This is a genomic window from Cytobacillus gottheilii, assembly GCF_018582665.1.
In the GTDB taxonomy this organism is placed as follows: Bacteria; Bacillota; Bacilli; order Bacillales; family Cytobacillaceae; genus Cytobacillus; species Cytobacillus gottheilii.
Window position 1 is genome coordinate 2,220,766 of the sequence record NZ_CP071709.1, and the last position, 24,260, is coordinate 2,245,025.

A 24,260-nucleotide genomic window follows, 5' to 3' on the forward strand; every position below is an offset into this window, starting at 1 on the left:
TATCATGCGGAGGAGAAGTGAAACTTATACGATTAAAAAAAGGTAATGATTGGCTTAGCAATCACTACGAAAAGAATAGCAGCAAGATTGCCTGGTAGCCAAAGTAAAGACCAAAGCCTATCAGAGAAATGCCAGAGAAAATGGAAATAAGCGCTAATGTTTTTCCTGATAACGTTTTTCTAAAGCCGCTAGCAATCATCAAAATAAATAAATCCCAGATAATTAGGCCGATAAATATGGCAATGCTGTATAAAGCTAAGTGTACATGATCAAATTCTGTAACAGTCTTAGCCAGAACTGAACCATAAATACCCAGCCAGAACAGAATCGTCAGAGGATTGGAAATGGAAATGAAAAATCCGGAAAGAAAGGATTTGATCTTTGTATCATCATTGGTTCTTTTCGGAGAAATAATTTTGCCCGCTCCCATGATTGTTTCAATGCCTGTATAAACTAAAACGAAAAAGCCGAACGACCAGAGAAAAGCTTTAACAAATGGAAATTCTAAAAAATGAACAAGCCCCATAAAAACAGCAAACATATATACTACATCTGCAGTCATGGCACCGAGACCAACTAGCCAGCCATGAAAAAAGCCCTTTTTGATTCCTTTATCCAACACAGCGGCATTCACAGGGCCAATCGGAGCAGCAAGCGAGAGCCCTAATAGGATATAGCTAAAAAAAACAATCATTGTAAGATCAACTCCCTAAAAAGTAAATGAAAGAATAAAGACATCACAAATGAACATACTAAGGCTTACAAATTATGTATAGAGGTGAGCAATATGTCAGTGTATGTGTACCAAACATTCGAAATCAAACAAGGTAAATTTAAAGAAGCGATTGAAAATTTGCAGGAAATGAAGAAATTTAGATCCGAGAATTATGAACATAAAGTAGAAATTCTCACGCCCATTACTGGCAAAGATCATACATATTCACTTTTAACTATTTATGATGGACTTGCTGAGTTGGAACTGCAAAATAAAAAGATGTTCGCTGATGAAGAATATCAAAAACTCATTGAAGCTTTCTTTCTGGAAAATATTGAGCAGGGCAGTATGCAAACGGTGATGTACCGTTCAATAAGTGAGTGATATTAGGAGAATAGAGCCACAATTCCTTGGAAGCCAAAATACAGACCAAACCCAATAAGAGATAATCCTGAAGCGATCCCGATAAAACGCAGACTATTCTCGGTTAAAAACCGCCTTAAACCTGTTGTTAAGCCAGCAACAAGCACGTCCCACAGCATGAGGCCGAGGAAGATCATTGAACTGTAGACGATTAATGAACCGGTACCGTTCACTTGCACCGTTTTGGCGAGTACAGAGCCATAAATACCAAGCCAGAACAAAATAGTTAAGGGACTTGTAATGGACATAATAAAACCAGTTAGAAAACATTTAAATAATGATTCTGTTCCTCTCGATTCAGATAGTGTGATTTTACTGGAACTGATCATTCCTTCAACACCCGAATAAATTAGAATAAAGCCTCCAAACAGCCATAAAAAAATTTGGACTAGCGGAACTTGAATAAACTGCACCATACCGAGATAAACAATGAGCATGTAGACGCCGTCTGCAATCATGGAGCCTGCGCCAACTGCCCAGGCATGCCAAAATCCGTTTTTTATGCCTTTGTCTAATCGTGCAGAGTTCACAGGACCAATGGGAGCTGCAAGTGTAAAGCCGAGTATGATATAACTGAGTAAAATGGTTAAACTCATGTGATCACCACCTAATTAAATTGCCTTTTTAATCATCTATTACTAAAAAGTACTAGCTTTAAATGATATGTAAGCATTCATGGCAGTATGTATTCTTGTCCATAAAAAAACAGTGAGCATAATGCTGCTCACTGTTTTTAATCTTATTTACCTAATTGGAAGCCTAACCTCAATTGTCGTTCCTTCATTGAGCTTACTGTGTATTTGCATGCTTCCGAGATGATCTTCTATTATTTTTTTGCTGACCATAAGCCCTAATCCAGTTCCATTCTCTTTTGTAGTAAAGAAGGGCTGACCCAGTTTTTAAAGAATTGATTCATGAATTCCTTTTCCTTCATCTATAAATGACAAAAGAATTTCATTTGTGCTTTGATCAACTTTAACTGTTAAAACTCCGCCAGAATCCATCGCTTCTATGCCATTTTTAATAAAATTGATGCAAATCTGTTTGATTTGGTTAACATCACACTTTACATAAATCTCATCGTTGGTGCAAATCGTTTTAATTTGAACACTATTCATATTAGCTTGTGCATCAAGCAAAGTAATAACATCCTTAATGAGGGCAATTAAATTATTTGATTTGTAATCGGTTAACTGCGGCTTTGCCAAAATCAGCAGTTCACTTAGTATTAGCTCAATTCTTTCAATTTCTGATGCCATCACAAAATAATAGGTCCTCACATTTTTTCCATCTGCATTTAAGAGCTGGAGGAAGCCTTTAATCGCGGTGACCGGATTACGTATTTCATGAGCAATTCCTGCAGCAAGCTCACCTGCAATCGAGAGCTTCTCTGACTGCAGAAGAAGATCTTGAGCTTGATATCTTTCGGTTTGGTCTCTAAGTATAACCACCCAGGCAAAGATCTGATCATCTTCATCTCGAAAGGGAAAACAGGTTTGCAGAACTTTAATAGATTTGCCGTCCTTAGTTTGTCGCGTGCACTCCACTTTATAAATAGAACCAGATTCTTTAATGTTCTGGTCTTTTCGATCTCTTTTTTCTTTACTGAACGCAGTAGCAACCGGCAGCTCATAAACATTTAAACCTAAAATTTCATCTGCACTCCAGCCAAACGTTTCTTCAAAAATATGATTGATATAAAGGACTTTTTCATTTTGGCCAACAATCATTACAGAGTCTAGGTTTTGTTTCATAAATGCCTGCAGCTGCTCATTTTTTGCGTACAGTTGTCTTTCTACCTTTTTATCCCGCAAATCTTGATCAGACAATGAAGGAAAGATTGCATCATTTCCCCTGTAAAGATAGGAACGTACTAAAGCATCGTCCGTCATAAAATATTCGTGCCATTCCATTATTTTATTTTGCATAGAAGCGGACAGGCTGTTTCCATCGTAGGCGCATACGGATATAATTCCATGTTTATTAATTTCACGATCGGCGTTCTCTTCAAAATCCATGAGAACTTGCGATATATTTTCTTCTTTTGGCCACTCAACATGTGCCCAAGTCCGTACAGATATATTCTGTTTCACTAATGGAACTAAAACTCTATCAAAGTTTTGAACAATTCTATCTATATGAAAATGATCGTTTGCTAAATAATAATCATAATTATTATAAAAATGAACTTTTCCCAGTTCATCTTTGCTTAGTATTCCTGTTAGCTTTTCCTGTATTTTTTTGTAAGAATATCGTTTTCAATTATAATGACATGATGATTATTGGAAAGTCCGGTCATAATATAACTGTATGCATTATTTACATATTTTTCACCAGATTGATACGTATAAAGGATGTGTGCTTTGTTTTTTATCTCTATTTCTTCAGTTAAGAATGCTGTCTTCATGTCCACTGAACTACACCTCTCGATAGTGATCCAACCATTTATACTAGTATTATACAATATTATGAACAATTTGAATGAATCTCTTATTTATTTGTAAAACAAAAGTCCTGTTTGCTTGACATGTATTAAGGGAAGGAGTAAATTTATCTCATACATTTCAGAACTGTTCTGAATGGAACTGTTCATAAGGGTGATAAAAATGAAAAATCATTCAAGCCAAAGGGTTACGGACATGCTTAAGTCGGTTGAACGCGTTAATCGCGGGTTAAGAAAGTTATTTCAAAAAACGGCTGCCGACTTAGAGCTCACTGCTCCGCAATTGATGTTATTAACCATCATTGCTTCTAAGAAAGAAATAACACAAAAACAGCTCGGAATTGAAACCCAGTTTCCCAAGAGTACGCTCAGTCAGTCAATCGATGCACTTGTACAAAGAGAACTGCTTGAACGCTATCCAGTGGAAGGAAACCGCCGTGAAATGCAGCTTGTATTAAGTGAAGAAGGCAAATCTGTAATGGATTCAATTCATGAGCAAAAAGGAAGCTACTATACTGTTTTAAAAGAAGCTGTTGATGGACTTTCAGAACAGCAGGCTAATCTGCTGCTGAATTCTCTTTCTCAAATCGCCTTATTTTTAGAAAAAGAAATGAAGGAATAAAGGAGTTATTACAGTATGTTAAAGCTAACCAAGCAGTTATCAGCATATAAATGGATGATTTTAGCTGTTTTTGCTCTTATTTTTATACAAGTTTTATCTGATTTATATTTGCCCACATTAATGGCGGATATCATTGACAATGGTGTTGTTGTTGGGGATACAGGCGTTATTTGGCGAATCGGGGGATTAATGCTCGCCGTTTCAGCGCTTGGTGCACTCGCATCTGTAGGGGCAAGTTATTATGCATCTAAGTCTGCAATGGGCTTTGGCCGTGATTTGCGCCGTAAAGTTTTCAAGCATGTAGACGAGTTTTCCATGCAGGATTTTGATTCGGTCGGCACCGCTTCTTTAATTACGCGGACGACCAATGACATTACGCAGATCCAGCAGGTAGTGATTATGATGCTTCGTATGGTTGTCAGTGCACCGATTATGTTTGTCGGCGGTTTGATCATGGCGGTATCAAAAGATGCAAAACTTTCGCTGATTATTCTTGTGACCATGCCGATTCTTGCAGTCTCCATCTATTTTATTATGAAAAAAGCATTGCCATTATTTAAGCTTGTTCAAGATAAATTAGATCGATTAAACCTTGTCATGCGTGAAAATCTAACCGGTATCCGCGTAATTCGTGCCTTTAACCGTGAAAAACAAGAAAAGGCCCGCCTGCAAAAAGCAAATAGAGATCTAACAGATGTTTCAATAAAAGTAAACCGGATCATGGCGTTTTTAATGCCGGTTTTAATGCTGATTATGAATTTAACGGTTGTCGCTGTCATTTGGTTTGGCGGCATTCGCATTGATAATGGCGGCATGCAGGTCGGAGACTTAATGGCGTTTATTCAATATATCACACAAATGATGTTTGCTCTCATCATGGCATCGATGATGTTTATTATGATTCCAAGAGCATCTGTTTCGGCTCAGCGTGTAAATGAAGTTCTGGAAATGAAGCCAACGTTTGTGGATCAGGGATCAACACAAGCGGACCAAGACAAAGGGACGTTATCATTTGAGGATGTTACCTTTCATTATCCAGGGGCAGAGGAACCGGCTCTATCGCATATCAGCTTTAAAGCGAACCCTGGTGAAGTGACAGCCATCATCGGAGGAACCGGCGCAGGTAAATCAACTCTGGTAAATTTAATCCCTAGGTTTTATGACATTACTTCAGGTGTTATCTCTATTAATGGTGTTGATGTCCGTCATGCATCACAGGAAAGTGTCCGTTCTAAAATTGGACTTGTTCCGCAGAAGGCACTGTTATTTACAGGCTGTATTTCTGAGAATATCAAATACGGAAAAGAAGATGCAACTGAAGACGAAGTGAAACATGCCGCTATGGTTGCACAGGCACATGAATTTATAAGCAAAATGGATCAAGGATACGATACCATGCTGGCTCAGGGCGGCTCAAATCTTTCAGGCGGCCAAAAACAGCGCCTATCCATTGCACGGGCATTAGTAAGAAAACCGGATGTGTATATATTTGATGATAGCTTCTCTGCATTGGATTATAAAACAGATAAAAATCTTCGCGCAGCTTTAAAAAAAGAAACGAAGGATGCAACGGTTGTTCTTGTTGCTCAGCGGATCAGTACAGTGGTGGATGCAGACCGGATCATCGTTTTAGACAAAGGAAGAATGGCCGGTATCGGAACACATAAAGAGTTAATGGAAGAAAATGAAGTGTATCGTGAAATTGTGAAGTCACAATCCTCAGAGGAGGAAACAGCATGAGTTCAGAAAATAACACACAGCGAGGATCAGGAAGAAAACATCCCAATCCAAACATGATAGCTGGCGGACAGAAAGTAAAAGACTTTAAAGGCACTTTGTTCAGACTGTTATCCTATTTAAAACCACAGCGAAAACAGCTTCTGTTTGTTTTTATAGCAGCGATCTTGAGTACGGTCTTTATGATTGTCGGACCGAAAATTATGGGTAATGCCATTACGGAGCTATTTGAAGGAATTTACGGCAAATTATCAGGCGTCCCTGGTGCCGCCGTTGATTTTGGAGCAATCGGTCAAATGCTGCTGCTTCTTGCCGGCCTTTATGTCATTAGCTCGTTATTTACATTTGTTCAGCAGTACGTCATGTCCAGTGTTGCGCAATTAACGGTATATCGCCTGCGCGAGGACATAAACGAAAAGCTTGAAAAACTGCCTCTTCAGTATTTTGACGGCAGACCAAAGGGAGAAATATTGAGCAGAGTAACCAATGATATTGATACCATCGGGAGCACGCTTCAGCAAAGTGTGACGCAGTTTATTACATCGATTGTCACGATTGTTGGGATTATTATCATGATGCTGACCATCAGTCCTTTGCTTACGCTGATCTCCATCGTTAGCTTGCCATTATCGATGTTTGTGATTACACCATTTTTGAAAAAGTCACAAGCGCACTTTGCAGCGCAGCAGCGCACACTCGGTGAGCTCAATGGCCATATCGAAGAAACCTATACAGGACATCAAATCGTCAAAGCATTCGGACGTGAAGAAAAAGCACTGAATCATTTTGATGAGGTCAACGAATCACTTTATAAAGCAGGCTATAAAGCACAATTTATTTCCGGCATTATGATGCCGATGATGATGTTTATCGGAAATTTAAGTTATGTCGTCATCAGTGTAGTGGGCGGAATTTTAGTTATTAATCGCTCGATATCAATAGGTGATATTCAAGCATTTATCACTTATTCAAAGCAGTTCACTCAGCCTGTCACCCAAACAGCTAATATTGCCAATATCGTTCAGGCAACTGTTGCAGCAGTTGAACGTGTATTTGAAGTGCTGGATGAAGAAGAAGAAAATGTTACAGAGAACAAAATGGACAAAATCCAAAATGGTGCTGTATCATTTGAAAATGTTGACTTTGGCTACGGAGAAGAATTGCTGATTAAAGATATGAATATAAAAGTTGCACCAGGACAGACAGTTGCCATTGTTGGACCTACAGGTGCGGGAAAAACAACCTTAATCAATCTTCTCATGCGTTTTTACGAGCTAAAAGGGGGACGTATTACGATTGATCATCAAGATATTTCAAAAGTGAACAGAGGTAACCTTCGTCAGAATTTCGGCATGGTTCTTCAGGATACATGGTTATTTAATGGTACGATACGCGATAATATTGCTTACGGAAAAAATGGAGATATAACTGAAGAAGAAATTGTAAAAGCAGCGGTCGCTGCAAGAGCAGATCACTTTATCCGTACACTGCCAGATGGATATGATACTGTGTTAAATGAAGAGGTTTCGAATATCTCACAAGGACAAAAGCAGCTATTAACGATTGCTCGGGCCATTCTTGCCGACCCAGCCATTATGATTTTAGATGAAGCGACATCAAGTGTAGATACACGAACAGAGCGTCTGATTCAACAGGCAATGAACAACTTGATGGAAGGGCGAACAAGCTTTGTCATTGCCCACCGTTTATCTACGATTCAGGATGCAGACCTTATTCTCGTCATGAAAGATGGTCAAGTGATTGAGCAGGGAAATCATCATGAACTGTTAGAGCAAAATGGATTTTATGCTGACCTATACTATAGTCAGTTTTCAAGTGCAGAAGCAGGATGAGCAGGAGAGTGTCTCTCCTGCTTTTTTATCTAGAAAGGGAATTTGCAACTGACTATTAAGCTTATTTTTAATTCAAGCTAAAGTTTTTTTAGCGTTAGACTTTATAAATTCAGCTAATAACGTTATGTTTGATTATAATAGTAAAAAAGAAAATGAATGTAAAAGAGGGAAATAGAATGAATGCTTTAATTTTAGTAAGAGATGCATTTGTCGCAGCCTATCCGGAATTAATTGAAGAAACAGAAAAGTTGTGCACCAATGTCACGGTGATGAAAACCGACGATGGAGTGAGGAAGGAAGAGTTGCTTAAAGAAGCAGCGACTGCTGATATAATTGTAGTGGCTGTTGTGAAAATTGATCGTGATGTTATTGATGCAGCAACAAATCTAAAATATATCATTAAGTTTGGAGCCGGCTATGACAATATTGACGTAGCTTATGCTGAAGAAAAAGGGATTATCGTAAGTAATGCACCTGGTCAAAATGCAGAGTCTGCTGCAGATCTTGCTTTTGGTTTGATGCTTGCCAGCTCAAGAAGCATTCCGCAAAAGGATGCAGAAGTGAAAACGAGAGTTTGGAACAACTCGCTTGGAAATGAAGTACATAACAAAAAACTGGGGATTGTCGGTTTTGGATCCATTGGGCAGGCTATTGCCAAGCGTGCGAATGGGTTTTCAATGGAAGTGATGGCTTACGGGAATTATCAGAACGAAGAAGCAGCTGCTCTATTGAATGTGCGTTTTACTGATTTGGATACTTTATTAACTGAATCTGATTATGTGATCTTATCAACCTCATTAACTAGTAAAAATAAACATTTTATCAACCGAGATACTTTAAGGAAAATGAAATCCAGTGCCTTTTTGATCAATATCTCGCGTGGCGGACTGATTCATGAAGGAGATTTAGTAGAAGCGCTGAAAAATGGCGGCATTCGGGGTGCAGCTTTAGATGTATTCGAAGTAGAGCCCTCGCAAAATGAGCTTTCCATGCTGCCTAACGTCATTGCAACCCCTCATATTGGCGGTGCAACCTACGAAGCAATCGTTAACATCAGCACAATTACGATTGACAACATTCAGCGTTTTATTGAAGAGGAAGAACTTCTTTTTGTCGTTCATTAAGTTATTCGTTTTGTGGAGGTCGATGCTCGTGTGAAAATGGGGATACTGATTACTGTTCTGCTATTTACAGCTGGAGGATTCATCTTTTCTAATTTAATGACACCTGCTCCGGGCAGCAGTTCTGGCAATGGAAATCCTGCTATTCTCTTTGTTCTATTGCTGCCGTTTATATTATTCTATCTAATTGTGTTTTGGAGAAGGATCTTTCGAGTGCTCCCTTTTAAGAAGAAATGGATAATTGCTGTCGCTGGTAGCGCCTATTGCGCAAGTGCGGTTATGTATCAGCGCTGGTCTTTTGTACGGTATGTTGATGAGATGAGACAGGGATATAAAGAGCAGTTTGGCTATGTTGATGAAGATTATATCCAAGATATCGCAGTGTTTTTATCTATTCATGTGAATAACCAGTATTTTAATATTAATACCTTTATTGCATTTGTGGTTTTAACGATTGTGATAGGGGTGTTGGTTCCTTTTAGAGGAAAAACGGAGGGGTATTGAGGTAATGGGGTAATTTGAATCTAGTGATTTTGTTTGGATAGGGTAGGGAATTGGATGATGTATTTACGTTAAATACAGGGGCAAGATTGCCCCTGTATTAAGTTAACAACCTAACCTTGAGTCATTTACGTATTTCGGTCGTTAACCCAGGGTTTTAATGACCCAACTTAGTTTAATTCAAGCTATTCGGTCGTTAATCCAAGGTTTAAACAACCCAATTCAGACTAATTCAAGTTCTTCGGTTGTTAACCCAAGGTTTTAACAACTCAACTCAGACCAATCCAAGCACTTCGATCGTTAACGCAAGGTTTTAACGAGCCACCTCATACAGATCCGTGCCCTTCGGTCGTTAATCCGCGATTACTGCTTCTATCCAAACTCCCCAATCAAGCAGAATAAAACTCCAGATCCATCGCATATTCAACTGCAGCCATTGCATGCAGATATGTGGTATCCAAAAGAGGAAGGCTGCTGTGTTCCTGCTTTATGAGCAGCGGTATTTCGGTGCAGCCCAAGATAACGCCTTCTGCTCCTTCTGCTTCCAATTTTGAAATTAATTCCTGGTATTTCACTCGAGAATCTTCTAAAAATCTGCCTTGGCAAAGCTCATCAAAAATCACGCTGTGTACCATTTGGCGATCAGCCTCATTTGGAATGATCGTTTCGATTCCGTGTTTAGAGAGGATGTCCTTGTAAAAAGGCTGTTCCATAGTAAATGCCGTTCCAAGCAGAGCTACCTTTTTTAAATTTTGCTGTTTTATGGCATGAGCTGTTGATTCTGCTATATGAATGAGGGGAACAGAAACAGCCTCTTGAACTTCCATCGCCATTTTATGCATCGTATTCGTGCATATGACGATGACTTCTGCACCAGCTTGTTCTAGCTTAACTGCAGCTTCCACCATACTTTCTGTTGCTTCCTTCCATTTTCCAGTTCTTTGCATATCTGCAATCTCTTCAAAATTGAAAGAGTGAATCAAACATTTTGCTGAATGCAGACCGCCGAGTTTATTTTTCACCGCTGTATTGATAATGCGGTAGTATTCACTTGTTGATTCCCAGCTTAAGCCGCCAATTAATCCGATTGTTTTCATATTTAAACGCTCCTCTATTTTTTTCATCATCGTATCATGTTAATCTGGTATTATAATAGATCCAGAAAACGGTTAATTTTATAGTACCAGTTTAAAGGAGCATCAGTATGATACTAAAAGACTTGAATCGGCAAAGCAGCGTCACATTAACACAGCAGTTATATGAGCAAATTAGATCCCTTATTTTAAATGATGAGCTCCACGAGGGAGAACGCATTTTTTCAACACGAGTGGTTGCAGGCAGTTTGCATATTTCACGTAATATTGTTATTGAAGCATATGACCGCCTATTGTCAGAAGGGTATCTGGAAGTAATCCCAAAAAGCGGTACCTTTGTTGCAAAAGGGGCGTCCATTAAAGCTGCTAAAAAAGGGGGAAGCATAACGCCGCAAGGAATTATGTTTGAAAAACAGCCAACTTTTATTGATTTTAAAGGGGGCAACCCTGCAATTGACCATTTTCCAAGAAAGAAATGGGCTCAATTAACAAAAGATGTTTGTCTGGATGCTCCATCCTCCATATTTGGCTATGGAGATCCTTGTGGTGTTTTGTCCTTAAGAAAGGTGTTAGTCAACTATTTAAGAAGAGCCCGCGGTGTAATCTGTGATCACTCTCAAATCGTTATCACATCTGGTGCAACTCAGGCATTAAAGCTCATCACAGAGCTGCTAGTGAAAAAGGATGATTTTATTGCGGTGGAGGACCCCGTTACAGATGAAATGAGAAATATTTTTACAAATGCAGACGCCTCCATTTATCCTGTAGCAGCCGATCATGAAGGAATTCAGCCGGCATTATTGCCTGAAAGGCGGCCAAGTTTTACCTTCGTGATTCCCTCGCACCAATTCCCTTTAGGAGGAACATTAACAATTCAAAGAAGAGTCCAGCTATTAGAATATGCGCGGAAAATGGACAGCTATATAGTAGAAGATGATTATGATAGTGAATTCACCTATGAAGGAGGTTCCGTTCCATCCATACAGGGACTTGATCCTGACTCGGTCATTTATGTAGGAACCTTCAGTAAAATTTTATCTCCTGCATTACGGATCGGATATGTGGTTCTGCCGAAACCTCTAATTGAACCTTTTTACAGTTTAAAGTGGTATTCAGATCGGCATACGTCATCCATTGAACAATATGCACTCGCTCGTTTTATCGATGAAGGGCATCTTGACAAACATGTACGGAAGATGAAAAAAATCTATATAGAACGAAGAAAGGTTCTGACAGATGCGCTGCATCAAGCCTTTCCATCTGTCCATGTCATTGGAAAAGCAGCAGGAATGCATATCGTCGCCCAATTTCCGGGCATTACTTTTACCGATGGATTATGTGAAAAGCTGATGCAGGAAGGCATTAAAATTTACCCTGTTGAACACTTTGCCCTGAACAAAGGCAGTCATGGAGATAAAATTGTCTTAGGCTATGGAGGAATAACAGTGGAAGAGCTGAAAAAAGGCGTAGAAATTTTAAAAAGGAATATTTAGGAATAGTAAGAAAAATCACACAAAACCTCATCAATAAAAAGGTACAATGGAAGGAGAGTTATAAGAGGAGGAGAAGACCGATGGCCAGACCGCAAAATAAAGAAGACCTAATCCAGGCGAGCAATGATCATTTCGCTGAACTATTTCAACGTATTCAGTCAATCCCAGAACCACTGAGAACAAACGAATTCGAATTTCCAGGATTAAATCGTTCGATTCGAGATCTGATCTGCCATCTGCATGAATGGCATTTGTTCTTAGAAAATTGGTATACAACCGGAATGAATGGGGAAAAACCCGCTATGCCCGCAGAAGGATATACATGGAGAACCACACCCGATTTGAACCGATCCATTCAGGAAAAATATTCGAGAACCGAATTATCTGTCGGGATCGACTTAGTAAAAGAAAGTCATGAACGAATGATGAAGCTCATTGAATCTCATACAAATGAAGAGCTTTTCACAAAGAAGTATTACAAATGGACAGGCACAAGCTCACTCGGAGCCTATTTTGTTGCGAACACCTCCAGTCACTATGCTTGGGCCAATAAAATCATTAAAAAATATGAAAATCATTTGAAAAGGAATAAAATTGGTTAAAAGAATTAGCAATATTCCTGTTAATTAAAAGAATAAAGCAGATAGTAAGATAGAAAGGTAGAGAGTACTTCCTGAAATGCCGGTCATCAAGTGAGTTGGGCAAGGAGAGAGACAGAGTAATTCCCGAAATGCCGGCCATCAAGAGAGTTGGGGAAGGTGAGAGGCAGAGTAATTCCCGAAATGCCGGCCATCGATAGAGTTGGGGAAGGAGACAGGCAGAGTAATTCCTGAAATGACGGTCTTCAAGAGAGTTGCGGAAGGAGAACGGGGAAGTAATTCCCGAAATGCCGCCCATCAATAGAGTTGGGGAAGGAGAGAGGCAGAGTAATTCCTGAAATGACGGTCTTCAAGAGAGTTGCGGAAGGAGAACGGGGAAGTAATTCCCGAAATGCCGGCCATCGATAGAGTTGGGGAAGGAGACAGGCAGAGTACTTCCTGAAATGCCGGTCTTCAAAAGAGTTGGGGAAGGAGACAGGCAGAGTAATTCCCGAAATGCCGCCCATCAAAAGAGTTGGGGAAGGAGACCGCCGAAGTACTTCCCGAAATGCCGGTCGTCGATAGAGTTGGGGAAGGAGAAACACAGAAACACACTATTTTCTAGTAAAGCCATTCATATGAAAATATGTGAATAATACAAGATCCATTCAACATAGGCATGAAGTAAAGACACCGTTTCCCTTTAATGCAGGTTGCCTGCACTTTTCTGTATGAAAGGAGCTGGAGTGTTGAGGCGAAGGATGGATCATCGTATTCTTGTGGCTGTCTGCTTTGTTATTTTTGTCCTTTTAATCGTAAACGTAATCATGAACACAAAGGTGTATTTTGTATATAGTACTGGATTAGGAACAATTCTGCTGATGGGCACCTTGATTGCCGGTGTGATCTTATTAATCATACGAAGTATAAGATAATAATATTATGTAAACAAAAAGCGAAGAGCCAAAAAAACGAAAAGCTGTATTATTCACTTTACGCTATATAGCTCTATAGCTCTTTGCTTTTACCCAGTTATTGTGCCAATGTTACCCCATTTAAAACATAATCCCAAATATCCTTATTTGTTGGCTCATTTGGTACCTCAACCACACAAACATGCTGCAGTCCCCAATCAACTTCTCTAATTTCAGTTAGTCCATTTACAGGGTAGAGGAGGAGGATTCTGAAATCGCCTGTCACAAAATCCTTTAATACTTTTTCAAGCTGTGCTGCTCCTTCATAATCACCAAACCAACGCACAAGCAGAATTCGATTTCCTGTATGAATTTTATGAAGATATCGTTCTACCCGTCTTTCTTTTTTTTCTTTAAAAGAATCATAGCCAAGTGTCCAGTCATTTTGGTCGTTGACAGGGAAATCATGAACAGATAAGACGTCATAAATTTCATCTTTTAGAAAGTAAGACTTCCTGAATTGATCTACACCATCTTCCATGTATCCGCCAACCTCATCCATTAACTTCATGTTGCTATGCTCCATAAATCCCCGGAAACGATGCTCAAATAACTTGCTTACATTTAAGCGAACTGGAAACACTCCAATCCAACGGCCCTGAAAATGATCTTAAACCTAGCCGCTTTAATTCCATAGCTGGATTACAAGCATTTCCAATACTCACAATAACATCATAAGTACCCTTTATATCCTGTAGCTTCATCCATCTCATCCTTTGTCGTCATTAATACTATAGTAAACGCTCGAAATCAATGGATGGTTTGGACAAACTGGAAAAAATAATTATTGATTTATAGCAATCTTTATTCGAGGTCGTGTTGATCTAAACCATTGGAAACAGAGAATGAAGATGATGAATACATCAATAATATCCCCGCCATAATACATCACCATGCCGCCGGTTTCTGCCTGATCAGCAGGCACTCCATTCGGCGGATTGGCATAAATGAACTTGGATAAAATACCATGACCAGCTAAGGCAGCAACAAAAATAATTGCCCGGAATATAAATGACGTTCGATGGAAAATCGGATCGATATAGATCATGGAAATGGTAAATAAATAGCCTGCTGCAAATACGTGAAAATGGATGATTAGATGCAAAAGAGTACTCTGGTGCATTAAGGAGTATAGATCGGTAGTGTATAGAATCCATAATCCTCCAACATTAAGAAGGGAGGCAATAACCGGATTCGTAAGCATCTGTGATGGCCAGCTTTTTAGCAGTTTTGAAAATTTCCTTGCCTGTGGTACGTTGAGTGTGCGCAATATCAATGTCATCGGCGCCGCTAATGCCATGAGTAAAGGCGCTAACATCCCTAATAATAAATGTCCAAACATGTGAGCTGTAAAATCGGTATGTGCCCGAATGGCTAAAGGACCTGCTACTGAAACGACAGCAAAAAGAACTCCTAAAATCCAGCAAACAGTACGATAAATGGGCCATTTTTTGTGCTTTTTGTTTGAAACCGCAACAGCAAGGATATACATCACCAAAACCACCACAAACGGCAATGCCAAGAGCAGCTGAGGTAATACTAAAACTGTATGTTCAATGTGAGCTGGATCTGAGTGATGAATGTGATTAAGGATGTTCATGTGAAACATCCTTACTATATCGTTGTCTGTTTCTCGTTCGAACAGCAAAAATTATACCAATTAAGATCAGTATAATTGCTATTATGTTCCAAATCAGATCATAAATAATGACATTTTCTACATAACGAATCTGGTGCAATCGCATTAATTTATGCTGTATGATTCCATCATATAACTGAAATCCTCCGGCACCAATTAATACTCCTGCCCACCACCTCATAATCCATAACCCGTTCCTCCGCCGAAGATCAGCGAACATAAACAAGCTCCCAATGGTCGCGAACCAGCTAAACGCATGAAAAAAACCGTCTGAAATCAGGCCGATATCGGTTGTAGCCTTATCATAAAAATGATGCCAGCGCAGCAGCTGATGAAAAACGGTCTCATCAATAAAAGCGGCTAGTCCGATTCCAAATAGAATGCCAGACCAAAGATTTCGCTTTGCATAAGTAAATCGTTCTTTATTTTCGTTTTTAACCATCTTCTTCTCCTTAAAAATGTTTTGTTTAAATAAGTTAAGTGTTGCCTTCATATAGAACAGATAAACAAATGTTTATTTAAGTGTGAAAAAAGAAGGGAAAGGAGCGGAAAGTGTAAGGTTCTCTGAAATATCTTCCTGTTATTCCCTTAAATTACTTGCAACAGAAACAATCATGAAGAAGGATGTGTTATTCTTAAAGAGAAGCTTTATTTTTTCTGCAAGCAGCCAAAAGTCTAGTAACTTAATTATTTGAATATTCAGATATTAAGTAATTAGGAGGAAAACAATGGAGAGATTTGACTTCAGCTTCAATAATAAATATGTAAGATGGTGGTTTATCATCATGCTGCCACTTATCATTTTATTCGCAATTTTAGCCTATATTTTACCAAATGAGGACAAATGGATGACTTCATTTCTTACACCAATAGGCGTCTTGCTCTTTTTCATATGGGTAAGGTTTGATAAAAGGAAAAATAATAAAGGGAAATCACGCTAAGGAAAGAGTGAGGCAGGGACTCTTTTATCTTTTACATTTCTGTATGATCATTAATATGATCACGAGATTTCCAATCTGGTGCAATGGCAATTAGAGAGCTAAATCTGAAAATGATTCTAGTAATCCTGGCATGTTCGTAAACTTGAAAGAATGATATTTTTCTATATTAAATCTGTAGGTGGGCTGAAGAATGTTTTCAGATAATCAATTACGGGACCTGATAGCAGGTAAAATAATCGGAGACATATTTCCTTATGATACAAAAGATGAGAAGGAAATTAAGGAACATATAAGAAGATTATATTATCGAATCAAACGAATTCATCATGTAGAATGTGAAGCTGAGTGGGATCATTTTGGCAGCGGGTATGCATCGTTTGTTGAGTTTTTCTGTTACAGCAAAGATGAAGTTAACACTATTCATGAAAGCAATGGTATTCGCGAGGAAGAAGTTAAGGGAATTATTATCGATATCAGCACCCTGGCACCAGTCGCCATAATGGGGGAAGATGTTCGATATAGAAACATCAGTACCGAGACAAATGAAAGGGTTGGCTGGAGCTGTGGAACTCTCCTTGATGGTCTTAATTCCTTGTCTGTGAACGAAGAATATCAATCGTTCGGCGCCCAATTAAAACAGGCACTAATAGAATATGATTATGAGATTTTACATGCCAGAGAGATGAAAAGATTTCTTCCTTTTCAAGCGAAAATTCCTACCATTTATCGTAATCGCGGGAATTATTTCGTCATGGATGCTATTTTTTATTGGGAGGATTAAGCTGTCATTTTTATACAATCAGTTGACATACAACCTTTAACAAAGTATTCTTACTATATAAATTGCAGCCCTTTTAAAGGAGATTATTTTATGAGTGTGAATGTTCTTAACTAACCGTTAACTGGATACGGCCTTGAATGCGTAAAAAAACAGGAGGATGCCTGTTTATTCAGTATGCGCTTTTTCAAGGAAGTCAAGAACACACTTCATAGCATAGAGAACGGGTAACGAAGCTATGGCGTGTTTGCTGTAGTTTTTTTGTGTGCATTTTTTGGAGGAATGTAGCATTTCTATCTCTTTCTGATGCATAAGATTACCGCAAACATTGCCAGATAAATTACCCTACATCATGCCGTCATGAACTTGTTGTTCATGGCGGCTTTTTTTATTTTTTGGGCTGCAATCAACACTTAAGGAGGAACAAAAATTGAATCAGCAAACATTTGATGTATTAGGATATTACGACATTCTTGAAGAGATCGCTTCATATGCGAAAACCACTCTTGGCAAAAATACAGTTCGTGCTACTGTGCCCATGCACCATAAACGGCAAATTGAACAGCAGCTTCGTGAGGTGGAAGAAGGGGTCAGGATTTTGAATATTTCCAGCTCTGTTCCGATTCATACACTAGATGAAATGCAGCTTTATTTGGAGCAGGCAAAGAAAGGTTTGTATATACGTGCCGATCAGTTTACGTTTATTCTTTCGTTTTTACAGCATTGCACGAAGCTTAAACAGTTTATGAAGGATAAAGAATATGCAGCTCCTCATGTGAGTTTGTATGCCATGTCAATTCCAGAAGTGAAAGAATTGGAAGACGAAATACAGAGAGTGATCCGCCACTCACAGGTGGATGATTATGCTTCAAGCGATTTGGCCTATTTGCGGAGGCAGCTAGCTATTCTGAAGGAAAAAATTAAGGATAAAGCACACCAGCTAGTTAAATCGAAGCGATTTGCGAACATGCTGCAGGATAGCCTGATTGCAGAAAGAAATGGACGTCTCGCGCTTTCGGTTAAAAGAGAATATCGCTCTAAAGTTCAAGGGCAGGTGCTGGATACGTCTGCTTCAGGTGCTACTTTATTTATTGAGCCAGCTGAACTGGGCAGCATCCAATCAGAAATCGAACTTTTAGCCATCGCTGAAGAGCAGGAAACAGAACGAATTCTATATGAGCTGACCGAAAAATTGCTTTCCTATGAGCAGACAATACGAATGGCGATTGAAACGATGCATCATTATGATGTGTTATTTGCTAAAGCACAATATAGCCGCAAAATGAAATGTGCAGCACCGATTGTAACAGAAGACTTCACCATTGATCTTAAAGAAGCACGTCATCCCATGCTTGGTGAAAAAGCTGTGCCCTTATCGCTAACCTTTGGTGAATCACATCATGCATTAGTCATTACAGGGCCAAATACTGGCGGTAAGACGGTCACACTAAAAACAATCGGTCTTTTAACTCTGATGGCACAAAGCGGCCTGCCAATTCCAACAAAAGAAGGTAGCAGGATCAGCCTGTTTCAGCATATTTTCGTCGACATTGGCGACGGGCAGAGCATTGAGCAGAATCTAAGTACATTTAGTTCACGATTGGTTAACATCATTGAGATTTTACAAAATACAAATGATCGTTCACTTGTTCTCCTTGACGAATTAGGTTCTGGTACAGATCCAGGTGAAGGCATGGCTCTGGCAATCGTGATTCTAGAGCAGCTCTACAAAAAAGGAGCAACCTTACTTGCAACAACACATTATAGTGAGATGAAGGAGTTTGCGGATGCTTCTGAAGGTTTTATAAATGCCACGATGGAGTTTGATCTTGAAACATTGCAGCCGACGTACCGCCTTTTATTGGGACAGAGCGGAAGAAGTCAGGCATTTCAGATCGCCAACAAGCTTGGACTCCATCCGCAGCTGATTGAAAAAGCACACCTTTTAACATACAAACAATCTCACAGTTATACCAATGATCAAAACTTAAAAGAAGCTCAATATGAAAAACAGATTGTCATCAATAAATATGCGCGGCAAACGTCTGAGTCACCGAAGCCACAAAAAGTACAAGTGCCAGCTTTTAAAATGGGTGACAATGTGAAACTAACAGAAACTGATGAACTCGGCATCATCTATAAGGGGCCAGATGCTGGGGGGCAGTATATTGTCCAGGTGCAAAAAGAAAAGCGTTCCATTAACCAGAAGAGGCTAAAGCTATATATAAGAGCTGAGGAGCTGTATCCTGAAGATTATGATTTTGATATTATTTTCAAATCAAAGGAATACCGCAAAGTCAGCCATCAGCAGAAGAAAAAGCATGTGGAGGATGTGTGGCTGGAGGGGGAGGAATAAAAGCAAAAAAGTCTTGAAGTGCAGTCTATTACTAACGGCTGTTGATCTCTCGTGACGGCATCGGAAATTTTAAGCGGAAGAATTCCGGTTATTGTCCATTTAGAGGCAAAAAAGGCAAAAATAAGCGGAGAATTTCCGGTTATCAGCTGAATTTATAGCACAATCTTAAGATTTAACACTAATAGTCGGAAAAAATCCTCTTATTTTGAAGGAAATAGTGTCATTTCCCAGAATAAAAGGGATTTTTCCGTTTATTTTTAGAATTAAGGGAGATCCATTTGCGCAATTACATTCTCAATTTAATTCTAAGACTTCATAATTGACCCAATAAGAACGCACAGGTATGAAAACAATATTCTAAATGTTACAATAAAAGCAAATAAGGAGGGAGAAGCGTTGAATCATAAAAAACGAAATCTTCTGATCGCCATCATCGGCAGTATCACCATTTTTACAGTAGCTGGAATACTGTTTACTAAAATTTATCAAAACCATCTAACAAATGAAGCCATTATTGAAGATTGTTTTGAGAACTTTGATGAGGTAGGAGAGGTTGTCTTAAAAAAAGATGGTTTCTTGTCTCAGGTTACATGTGAAAAAGGTGAAGATTGAAGACCTCTGTCAGAAGGTCTTTTTTTTGTTCATAATGATCTAATTTTGCTAAAAAGTTCACAATGTTTGAAATCTCAACTATAAAAAAGTAGTATGATGAATGTAGGGAGATTGTCCCTTTTAACTTCGAAGAATTTTTACATCATGATTAAGCTAAAAACCATTAGGAGGCTTATCAATGAGTAAGAGACTAGAAGGAAAAGTAACAGTAATTACTGGCGCTGCATCTGGATTCGGGAAAGCGATGGCTGAAGAGTTCAGCAAGGAAGGTGCAAGAATTCTTGCCGTTGACGTGAGTGATAAGGTAGAAGAGTTAAAAAGTACCGTTAGCGGGGAGCTTCATACGTTTAAAGCAGATGTAAGTGATCCAGAACAAGTGAATGCTATTTTTGAAGAATGCAAGAGAGTGTTTGGCCGCTTGGATGTTCTCTGCAATAATGCAGGAATCACGGGGCAAACGGAAACACCGCTCCATGAATATCCGCTTGATCAGTGGGACAAGTTGTTTGGCGTAAATGTGAGAGGTGCGTTTCTGGTCATGCAGGAAGGGATTAAAATGATGCTTGATAACGGAGGCGGCTCGATCGTCAATACAGGATCCATCGGCGGTTATCGTGTAACAAAAGGCTCTGGTGCCTATATCGTCTCTAAAGGTGCAATGGTCATGCTGACAAAGCAGGCTGCAATAGAGTATATAGACAAAGGGATTCGCGTTAACTCTGTAAATCCAGGAATCTTTAATACTCCATTGTTAGATGGCTTATCAGAAGATATCATTGATTTCCTAAGCAACCAGGTGCCAATTGGCAGGCTGGGAGAACCGGAAGAAATGGCGAAGCTTGCGCTGTTCCTTGCATCTGATGAATCTTCCTACATTACAGGTCAAGACCATATTATTGATGGCGGTCGCTGGGCACTATAAAATAGATGAAATAATAAGGATGTTCCTCATACAGGAGCATCCTTTTCTTGTATATATGTTTAACGTTATTTGGCAGCTATTTTTAATAAGCTCCTCTGTAATACGGTGCAAAATAGTGCTGATGATATGGCTGCTGGTGCATTTGTGCATGTGAGGTGTGAGCAGGATGCTGCAGATGTTCACGTTGGCTGCAATTGATTGGAGGACCAATAATGGTCGATTCCTTAATTGGAGCTACTGTGTTTTTCCATTGATTTTCATCTAAACAATAGGTGTGTGCCATAATATGAGCTGGTGTAAGTCTTAATAAATCAGATCCTAACACAAATTCAGGTGTCGGAGCGTCAAAAATGGCCAAGAGATGGGTATTGGCTGCTTCTGCTACTTCATAATGCCACCAGCCTTGCGGGACATTTGCAACTTTTCCGGGTGTAATTCTATAATTCTGTATTTGTTTTGAAAAAGGGTTCAGCATTGAAACGATCGCAGATCCAGAAATGCAATAAACGAGTTCGGCTGCGTTTTGATGAATATGAGGCTCAATGACGTTGTTTGGACTTAAGAAAATATCAAGTAAAGACATATTCTCCAATGTATTAAGCTGAGCTGTACCTAACACATTAATGTAATTGTTCCGATCCTTCGTAAACAGCCTGCTTTTATTCATATCAAAACTAAAATTTGTATTAGGAGACGTATAATCCATATTGCACCTGTCTTTCTTTCCCTATTTTTCGTGTTTAATGTATGAGCAAAGACGACTTTCTGTGCAAGTACCCAAATTTACGGTAAAATAAATGTAAAAATATTTTGTCAATAGGAGGATATATGATGCATTTTTTAACGAGAGAAAATCATTTAATCTATGAATTTAATAAACAGAATACTCCTGTATTAACGGTAAAATCAGGAGAAACAGTAACGATTGAAACATATGATTGTTTTGAAGATCAAATCACCTCAGAGGATACACCCATCTCTGAACTGGATTGGGACCGCATCAATCCGGCAACTGGACCTATTTTTGTTGAAGGAGCACAGCCGGGAGATATGCTGAAGGTAAAGATCGACAAATTAGAAATCAGCAGCCAGGGAGTTATGCTGACAGGTCCAGATTTAGGAGTACTTGGACATCGGTTAGAAAAAATGGAAGCGAAAATTCTTCCCATTAAAGATAATCATGTGCAATTTGATGAAGTTCAAATTCCTTTAAATAAGATGATTGGCGTGATCGGCGTGGCTCCTGCTGAAGGTGGAGTGAACTGCGGAACACCTGGTGCTCACGGCGGCAATATGGATAATAAAATGATCACTGAGGGAGCGACTCTTTACTTTCCTGTGTTTACAGAAGGAGCATTATTCGCACTTGGAGATTTTCATGCTGCAATGGGTGATGGCGAGGTGAGTGTATCCGGAATTGAAGTAGCGGGTAAAGCAACGGTAACTTTAGAAGTCATCAAAAAGGCAAATTTCTCATTTCCTCTTTTAGAAAATGAAGATGTTTTTTCATTAATCGTATCAGCTAAAACGCTGGATGAAGCTGCAAAGCTAGGAACCGAAATGATGGCTGATGTCATTTCCTCACAATCTGGAAAAAGCATGAGTGAAACGGTTATGCTGTTAAGTGCAGCTGCACAAGTTGAGGTTTGTCAAATCGTTGATCCATTAATGACCATACGCATAAATGTGCCCAAATGGCTAGTGGAACAATTGAAAATCAGTTTGATTTGATCATAATAATATTATGTAAACTAATGTTGTGGTTCGAATCAAGAATTCTTGATTAAAACTGCAACATACTTTTAGTAAGGCAGTGAACGTAAAATGAATGTTTTGTGACAGATTATAAACAATTAAGAAACATAGAGAAGAAACCGCAGGAGAAGTAAGGGATATATCCAATATACTATACAAAAGCTTAGAGATTAAGGGGTCAGGATAATGGACGGTATATTCGGGAATCAATATGAGACATATCCTTTTATAGCTTATTCGGCATCACATATTTTTATGGTGATCTTTTTAGTAATTGGCATAGTAGCGTTATATTTTTTTCGTGCAAAATTGAGAGAGTTTGATAAAGGAATCAGGCTTTCTTTCTTTGTCATATTATTTACACTTGAAGCAGGTTATCATTTTTGGCTGTATTCGACAAATCAGTGGAAAGCTCGATTGCCCTGCCGCTTCAGCTTTGTTCAATCAGTCTGATGCTTTGTTTAATTTTACATCTCACGAAATCTAAGATGATGTTTCAATTTGTCTATTTTCTTGGTGTAGCGGGAGTCTTAATGGCTGTATTAACGCCTGAACTGTTTTTAGGCTTTCCCCACTTTCGTTATTTTCAATTTTTCATCACCCATATATTTATTATCTTAACAAGCTTTTACTTTATCTTTGTTTTAAAATATAAGCCTACGGTAAAAGGCTTAGTACGTTCTTTTATCTTTTTAAATATTTGTGCAGCTCTCGCCTACTATGCGAACAAATTGACAGGCGGGAATTATATGTTTTTATCCTATAAGCCATCTAACGGATCCTTACTTGATTACTTTGGTCCATATCCGTGGTATATTCTAGTTTTAGAAGCAGCAGCATTCATATTCTTCGCTGTCATCCTGCTTCCTTTTTATGCATTACAACAAAAAGCGAGGGATAACTCATGAATAAGCTGGGAATCGATGCTGGTGCCACTTTTATTAAATTGGCCTATGAAGAGCATGGAAATTTTCATTATAAAAGATATCCTATTGAGGAAGCAGATTCTCTTTTTAACTGGATCAAGATGGTGTCTCCTCATGCAGATGTTGTTCTGACAGGGGGAGGAGCCGGGGGGCTTAAAAGGAACTATTTCCCGGATGCTGAAGTAATTGATGAGTTTTCTGCTGCAGCAGCAGGGGCAAAAATACTGCATCAAATACCGGAACCTTTTCTTTTGATTAGCATAGGCACAGGGACTTCTATTTTGCATGTAGAAAAAGGGACAGCCGAACGTGTTTCAGGTACGGCAATGGGTGGAGGAACCTTCCTTGGTCTAGGAAAGTTATTAACTGGGAAAACCGTTTATAAAGATCTTGTAGATCTTGCAGTTAAAGGGGATCGTAAAAAAGCTGACCTTTTAGTCAGTGATGTTTATGATGGACAGGATCAGGCACCGCTTTTAGGTGAGTTGTCTGCCAGTAATTTTGCAAAGGCATTTAACGATGAAATAAATGAAAGTGCTAAAATGGCAGCACTTGTTAATATGATCGCTGAAACGATCTATTTGCTTGTTATTGCTGGTTCAGCGCAGCAGAAGCTTCCCATGGCGTTTATTGGAGCCGGTGCTTCTAATCCTGCATTACGGAAACAGCTTGAAACGTATGCAGAAATGTTCGATTTTAAAAGTATATTCATTGAAAATGGTGAATACAGCGGTGCTGTTGGAGCGTTGTATTTTTAAATTTTACATATTGGTAAGC

The 24,260-nt window shown here is 39.0% G+C and carries 27 protein-coding genes and 1 pseudogene; 17 read left to right on the forward strand and 11 right to left on the reverse strand.

What is annotated here, in order from left to right; genetic code table 11:
• Nucleotides 1-64 precede the first annotated feature (64 nt).
• Nucleotides 65-694, reverse strand: a complete 630-nt coding sequence (locus J1899_RS10985; protein ID WP_214478665.1) for a LysE family transporter — start codon at nt 692-694, stop codon at nt 65-67.
• Between the two features lie 93 nt (nt 695-787).
• On the opposite strand from J1899_RS10985, the gene J1899_RS10990 reads away from it, so the two are divergent.
• Nucleotides 788-1,099 carry a hypothetical protein gene (locus J1899_RS10990; RefSeq protein WP_214478666.1) on the forward strand — a complete coding sequence of 104 codons (312 nt, stop codon included), beginning with the start codon at nt 788-790 and terminating at the stop codon, nt 1,097-1,099.
• A 2-nt stretch (nt 1,100-1,101) separates the two neighbouring features.
• Here the strand turns inward: J1899_RS10990 and J1899_RS10995 are convergent, their stop codons facing one another.
• The 4 genes from J1899_RS10995 to J1899_RS11010 form a co-directional block, all read right to left on the reverse strand.
• Entirely contained in the window at nt 1,102-1,734 is a 633-nt protein-coding gene (locus tag J1899_RS10995; protein WP_214478667.1) for a LysE family translocator, read from the reverse strand.
• 147 nt (nt 1,735-1,881) lie between these two features.
• Nucleotides 1,882-2,034, reverse strand: a complete 153-nt coding sequence (locus J1899_RS22850; protein ID WP_214478815.1) for an ATP-binding protein — start codon at nt 2,032-2,034, stop codon at nt 1,882-1,884.
• 3 nt (nt 2,035-2,037) lie between these two features.
• Nucleotides 2,038-3,375, reverse strand: a complete 1,338-nt coding sequence (locus J1899_RS11005; RefSeq protein ID WP_343216748.1) for a PAS domain S-box protein — start codon at nt 3,373-3,375, stop codon at nt 2,038-2,040.
• On the reverse strand, nt 3,360-3,551 hold the full coding sequence (locus J1899_RS11010) for a DEAD/DEAH box helicase family protein (protein ID WP_214478669.1): 192 nt from the start codon (nt 3,549-3,551) through the stop codon (nt 3,360-3,362). The genes J1899_RS11005 and J1899_RS11010 overlap by 16 nt, the downstream gene beginning before the upstream one ends.
• 193 nt (nt 3,552-3,744) lie before the next feature.
• Here J1899_RS11010 and J1899_RS11015 point away from each other — a divergent pair, with 193 nt between their 5' ends.
• The 5 genes from J1899_RS11015 (at nt 3,745) to J1899_RS11035 (ending at nt 9,418) form a co-directional block, all read left to right on the forward strand.
• Nucleotides 3,745-4,203: a MarR family winged helix-turn-helix transcriptional regulator gene (locus tag J1899_RS11015; protein ID WP_214478670.1), complete on the forward strand. Its 459-nt coding sequence runs from the start codon at nt 3,745-3,747 to the stop codon at nt 4,201-4,203.
• Nucleotides 4,204-4,218: 15 nt separating this feature from the next.
• Nucleotides 4,219-5,943: an ABC transporter ATP-binding protein gene (locus tag J1899_RS11020; RefSeq protein WP_214478671.1), complete on the forward strand. Its 1,725-nt coding sequence runs from the start codon at nt 4,219-4,221 to the stop codon at nt 5,941-5,943.
• Entirely contained in the window at nt 5,940-7,793 is a 1,854-nt protein-coding gene (locus tag J1899_RS11025; RefSeq protein ID WP_214478672.1) for an ABC transporter ATP-binding protein, read from the forward strand. The genes J1899_RS11020 and J1899_RS11025 overlap by 4 nt, the downstream gene beginning before the upstream one ends.
• Before the next feature lie 176 nt (nt 7,794-7,969).
• The gene (locus J1899_RS11030) at nt 7,970-8,917 is read left to right on the forward strand and encodes a phosphoglycerate dehydrogenase (RefSeq protein WP_214478673.1); all 948 of its coding nucleotides are present in this window, start codon (nt 7,970-7,972) and stop codon (nt 8,915-8,917) included.
• Nucleotides 8,918-8,947: 30 nt separating this feature from the next.
• On the forward strand, nt 8,948-9,418 hold the full coding sequence (locus J1899_RS11035; protein WP_214478674.1) for a hypothetical protein: 471 nt from the start codon (nt 8,948-8,950) through the stop codon (nt 9,416-9,418).
• A gap of 386 nt (nt 9,419-9,804) precedes the next feature.
• Here the strand turns inward: J1899_RS11035 and J1899_RS11040 are convergent, their stop codons facing one another.
• Entirely contained in the window at nt 9,805-10,512 is a 708-nt protein-coding gene (locus J1899_RS11040) for an aspartate/glutamate racemase family protein (protein ID WP_214478675.1), read from the reverse strand.
• Between the two features lie 107 nt (nt 10,513-10,619).
• On the opposite strand from J1899_RS11040, the gene pdxR reads away from it, so the two are divergent.
• The 3 genes from pdxR (at nt 10,620) to J1899_RS11055 (ending at nt 13,515) form a co-directional block, all read left to right on the forward strand.
• Nucleotides 10,620-12,002, forward strand: a complete 1,383-nt coding sequence (gene pdxR / locus J1899_RS11045; protein ID WP_214478676.1) for a MocR-like pyridoxine biosynthesis transcription factor PdxR — start codon at nt 10,620-10,622, stop codon at nt 12,000-12,002.
• A gap of 80 nt (nt 12,003-12,082) precedes the next feature.
• A complete protein-coding gene (locus tag J1899_RS11050) occupies nt 12,083-12,604 on the forward strand; it encodes a ClbS/DfsB family four-helix bundle protein (RefSeq protein WP_214478677.1) in 522 nt (173 codons plus the stop codon).
• Nucleotides 12,605-13,341: 737 nt separating this feature from the next.
• On the forward strand, nt 13,342-13,515 hold the full coding sequence (locus tag J1899_RS11055; protein ID WP_214478678.1) for a hypothetical protein: 174 nt from the start codon (nt 13,342-13,344) through the stop codon (nt 13,513-13,515).
• A 97-nt stretch (nt 13,516-13,612) separates the two neighbouring features.
• On the opposite strand, the gene J1899_RS11060 is transcribed toward J1899_RS11055, so the two are convergent.
• The 4 genes from J1899_RS11060 to J1899_RS11075 all read right to left on the reverse strand — a co-directional run bounded on the left by J1899_RS11060 (nt 13,613) and on the right by J1899_RS11075 (nt 15,635).
• Nucleotides 13,613-14,065 carry a DUF1796 family putative cysteine peptidase gene (locus tag J1899_RS11060; RefSeq protein WP_214478679.1) on the reverse strand — a complete coding sequence of 151 codons (453 nt, stop codon included), beginning with the start codon at nt 14,063-14,065 and terminating at the stop codon, nt 13,613-13,615.
• Between the two features lie 34 nt (nt 14,066-14,099).
• Entirely contained in the window at nt 14,100-14,258 is a 159-nt protein-coding gene (locus tag J1899_RS22735; RefSeq protein WP_214478680.1) for a DUF1796 family putative cysteine peptidase, read from the reverse strand.
• Between the two features lie 80 nt (nt 14,259-14,338).
• Nucleotides 14,339-15,154 carry a cytochrome c oxidase assembly protein gene (locus J1899_RS11070; RefSeq protein ID WP_214478681.1) on the reverse strand — a complete coding sequence of 272 codons (816 nt, stop codon included), beginning with the start codon at nt 15,152-15,154 and terminating at the stop codon, nt 14,339-14,341.
• The gene (locus J1899_RS11075; protein ID WP_214478682.1) at nt 15,141-15,635 is read right to left on the reverse strand and encodes a DUF2243 domain-containing protein; all 495 of its coding nucleotides are present in this window, start codon (nt 15,633-15,635) and stop codon (nt 15,141-15,143) included. The genes J1899_RS11070 and J1899_RS11075 overlap by 14 nt, the downstream gene beginning before the upstream one ends.
• Nucleotides 15,636-15,921: 286 nt before the next feature.
• Between J1899_RS11075 and J1899_RS11080 the strand changes: the two genes are divergently transcribed.
• The 5 genes from J1899_RS11080 to J1899_RS11100 all read left to right on the forward strand — a co-directional run bounded on the left by J1899_RS11080 (nt 15,922) and on the right by J1899_RS11100 (nt 20,802).
• Nucleotides 15,922-16,134 (forward strand): hypothetical protein, encoded by a 213-nt coding sequence (locus tag J1899_RS11080; RefSeq protein WP_214478683.1) that lies wholly within the window; start codon nt 15,922-15,924, stop codon nt 16,132-16,134.
• A 190-nt stretch (nt 16,135-16,324) separates the two neighbouring features.
• Nucleotides 16,325-16,915 carry a hypothetical protein gene (locus J1899_RS11085; protein ID WP_214478684.1) on the forward strand — a complete coding sequence of 197 codons (591 nt, stop codon included), beginning with the start codon at nt 16,325-16,327 and terminating at the stop codon, nt 16,913-16,915.
• Between the two features lie 427 nt (nt 16,916-17,342).
• Nucleotides 17,343-19,268 carry an endonuclease MutS2 gene (locus J1899_RS11090; RefSeq protein ID WP_214478685.1) on the forward strand — a complete coding sequence of 642 codons (1,926 nt, stop codon included), beginning with the start codon at nt 17,343-17,345 and terminating at the stop codon, nt 19,266-19,268.
• Nucleotides 19,269-19,664: 396 nt separating this feature from the next.
• On the forward strand, nt 19,665-19,880 hold the full coding sequence (locus J1899_RS11095) for a hypothetical protein (protein WP_214478686.1): 216 nt from the start codon (nt 19,665-19,667) through the stop codon (nt 19,878-19,880).
• Nucleotides 19,881-20,058: 178 nt separating this feature from the next.
• Nucleotides 20,059-20,802, forward strand: a complete 744-nt coding sequence (locus J1899_RS11100) for an SDR family NAD(P)-dependent oxidoreductase (RefSeq protein WP_214478687.1) — start codon at nt 20,059-20,061, stop codon at nt 20,800-20,802.
• A 183-nt stretch (nt 20,803-20,985) separates the two neighbouring features.
• On the opposite strand, the pseudogene J1899_RS11105 reads toward J1899_RS11100, so the two are convergent.
• Nucleotides 20,986-21,508: pseudogene (locus J1899_RS11105) on the reverse strand (cupin domain-containing protein); the annotation flags it as partial.
• A 122-nt stretch (nt 21,509-21,630) separates the two neighbouring features.
• Here J1899_RS11105 and J1899_RS11110 point away from each other — a divergent pair.
• The 3 genes from J1899_RS11110 to J1899_RS11120 all read left to right on the forward strand — a co-directional run bounded on the left by J1899_RS11110 (nt 21,631) and on the right by J1899_RS11120 (nt 24,241).
• Complete coding sequence (locus J1899_RS11110) at nt 21,631-22,533, forward strand: acetamidase/formamidase family protein (RefSeq protein ID WP_214478689.1); 903 nt, start codon at nt 21,631-21,633, stop codon at nt 22,531-22,533.
• 407 nt (nt 22,534-22,940) lie between these two features.
• Nucleotides 22,941-23,465: a YwaF family protein gene (locus J1899_RS11115; RefSeq protein WP_246586642.1), complete on the forward strand. Its 525-nt coding sequence runs from the start codon at nt 22,941-22,943 to the stop codon at nt 23,463-23,465.
• The gene (locus J1899_RS11120) at nt 23,462-24,241 is read left to right on the forward strand and encodes an acetate and sugar kinases/Hsc70/actin family protein (protein ID WP_214478690.1); all 780 of its coding nucleotides are present in this window, start codon (nt 23,462-23,464) and stop codon (nt 24,239-24,241) included. The genes J1899_RS11115 and J1899_RS11120 overlap by 4 nt, the downstream gene beginning before the upstream one ends.
• Nucleotides 24,242-24,260: the final 19 nt, after the last annotated feature.

What these genes read in the sequence shown, in the direction of transcription:
- J1899_RS22735 (WP_214478680.1), bottom strand. Translation starts at nt 14,258, where the DNA reads ATGAAGCTACAGGATATAAAGGGTACTTATGATGTTATTGTGAGTATT.
- J1899_RS11025 (WP_214478672.1), top strand. Translation starts at nt 5,940, where the DNA reads ATGAGTTCAGAAAATAACACACAGCGAGGATCAGGAAGAAAACATCCC.
- J1899_RS11120 (WP_214478690.1), top strand. Translation starts at nt 23,462, where the DNA reads ATGAATAAGCTGGGAATCGATGCTGGTGCCACTTTTATTAAATTGGCC.
- J1899_RS10990 (WP_214478666.1), top strand. Translation starts at nt 788, where the DNA reads ATGTCAGTGTATGTGTACCAAACATTCGAAATCAAACAAGGTAAATTT.
- J1899_RS11070 (WP_214478681.1), bottom strand. Translation starts at nt 15,154, where the DNA reads ATGAACATCCTTAATCACATTCATCACTCAGATCCAGCTCACATTGAA.
- J1899_RS11050 (WP_214478677.1), top strand. Translation starts at nt 12,083, where the DNA reads ATGGCCAGACCGCAAAATAAAGAAGACCTAATCCAGGCGAGCAATGAT.
- J1899_RS10995 (WP_214478667.1), bottom strand. Translation starts at nt 1,734, where the DNA reads ATGAGTTTAACCATTTTACTCAGTTATATCATACTCGGCTTTACACTT.
- J1899_RS11060 (WP_214478679.1), bottom strand. Translation starts at nt 14,065, where the DNA reads ATGAAGTTAATGGATGAGGTTGGCGGATACATGGAAGATGGTGTAGAT.
- J1899_RS11110 (WP_214478689.1), top strand. Translation starts at nt 21,631, where the DNA reads ATGATGCATTTTTTAACGAGAGAAAATCATTTAATCTATGAATTTAAT.
- J1899_RS11100 (WP_214478687.1), top strand. Translation starts at nt 20,059, where the DNA reads ATGAGTAAGAGACTAGAAGGAAAAGTAACAGTAATTACTGGCGCTGCA.
- J1899_RS11030 (WP_214478673.1), top strand. Translation starts at nt 7,970, where the DNA reads ATGAATGCTTTAATTTTAGTAAGAGATGCATTTGTCGCAGCCTATCCG.
- pdxR (WP_214478676.1), top strand. Translation starts at nt 10,620, where the DNA reads ATGATACTAAAAGACTTGAATCGGCAAAGCAGCGTCACATTAACACAG.
- J1899_RS11020 (WP_214478671.1), top strand. Translation starts at nt 4,219, where the DNA reads ATGTTAAAGCTAACCAAGCAGTTATCAGCATATAAATGGATGATTTTA.
- J1899_RS10985 (WP_214478665.1), bottom strand. Translation starts at nt 694, where the DNA reads ATGATTGTTTTTTTTAGCTATATCCTATTAGGGCTCTCGCTTGCTGCT.
- J1899_RS11055 (WP_214478678.1), top strand. Translation starts at nt 13,342, where the DNA reads ATGGATCATCGTATTCTTGTGGCTGTCTGCTTTGTTATTTTTGTCCTT.
- J1899_RS11080 (WP_214478683.1), top strand. Translation starts at nt 15,922, where the DNA reads ATGGAGAGATTTGACTTCAGCTTCAATAATAAATATGTAAGATGGTGG.
- J1899_RS11015 (WP_214478670.1), top strand. Translation starts at nt 3,745, where the DNA reads ATGAAAAATCATTCAAGCCAAAGGGTTACGGACATGCTTAAGTCGGTT.
- J1899_RS11085 (WP_214478684.1), top strand. Translation starts at nt 16,325, where the DNA reads ATGTTTTCAGATAATCAATTACGGGACCTGATAGCAGGTAAAATAATC.
- J1899_RS11075 (WP_214478682.1), bottom strand. Translation starts at nt 15,635, where the DNA reads ATGGTTAAAAACGAAAATAAAGAACGATTTACTTATGCAAAGCGAAAT.
- J1899_RS11040 (WP_214478675.1), bottom strand. Translation starts at nt 10,512, where the DNA reads ATGAAAACAATCGGATTAATTGGCGGCTTAAGCTGGGAATCAACAAGT.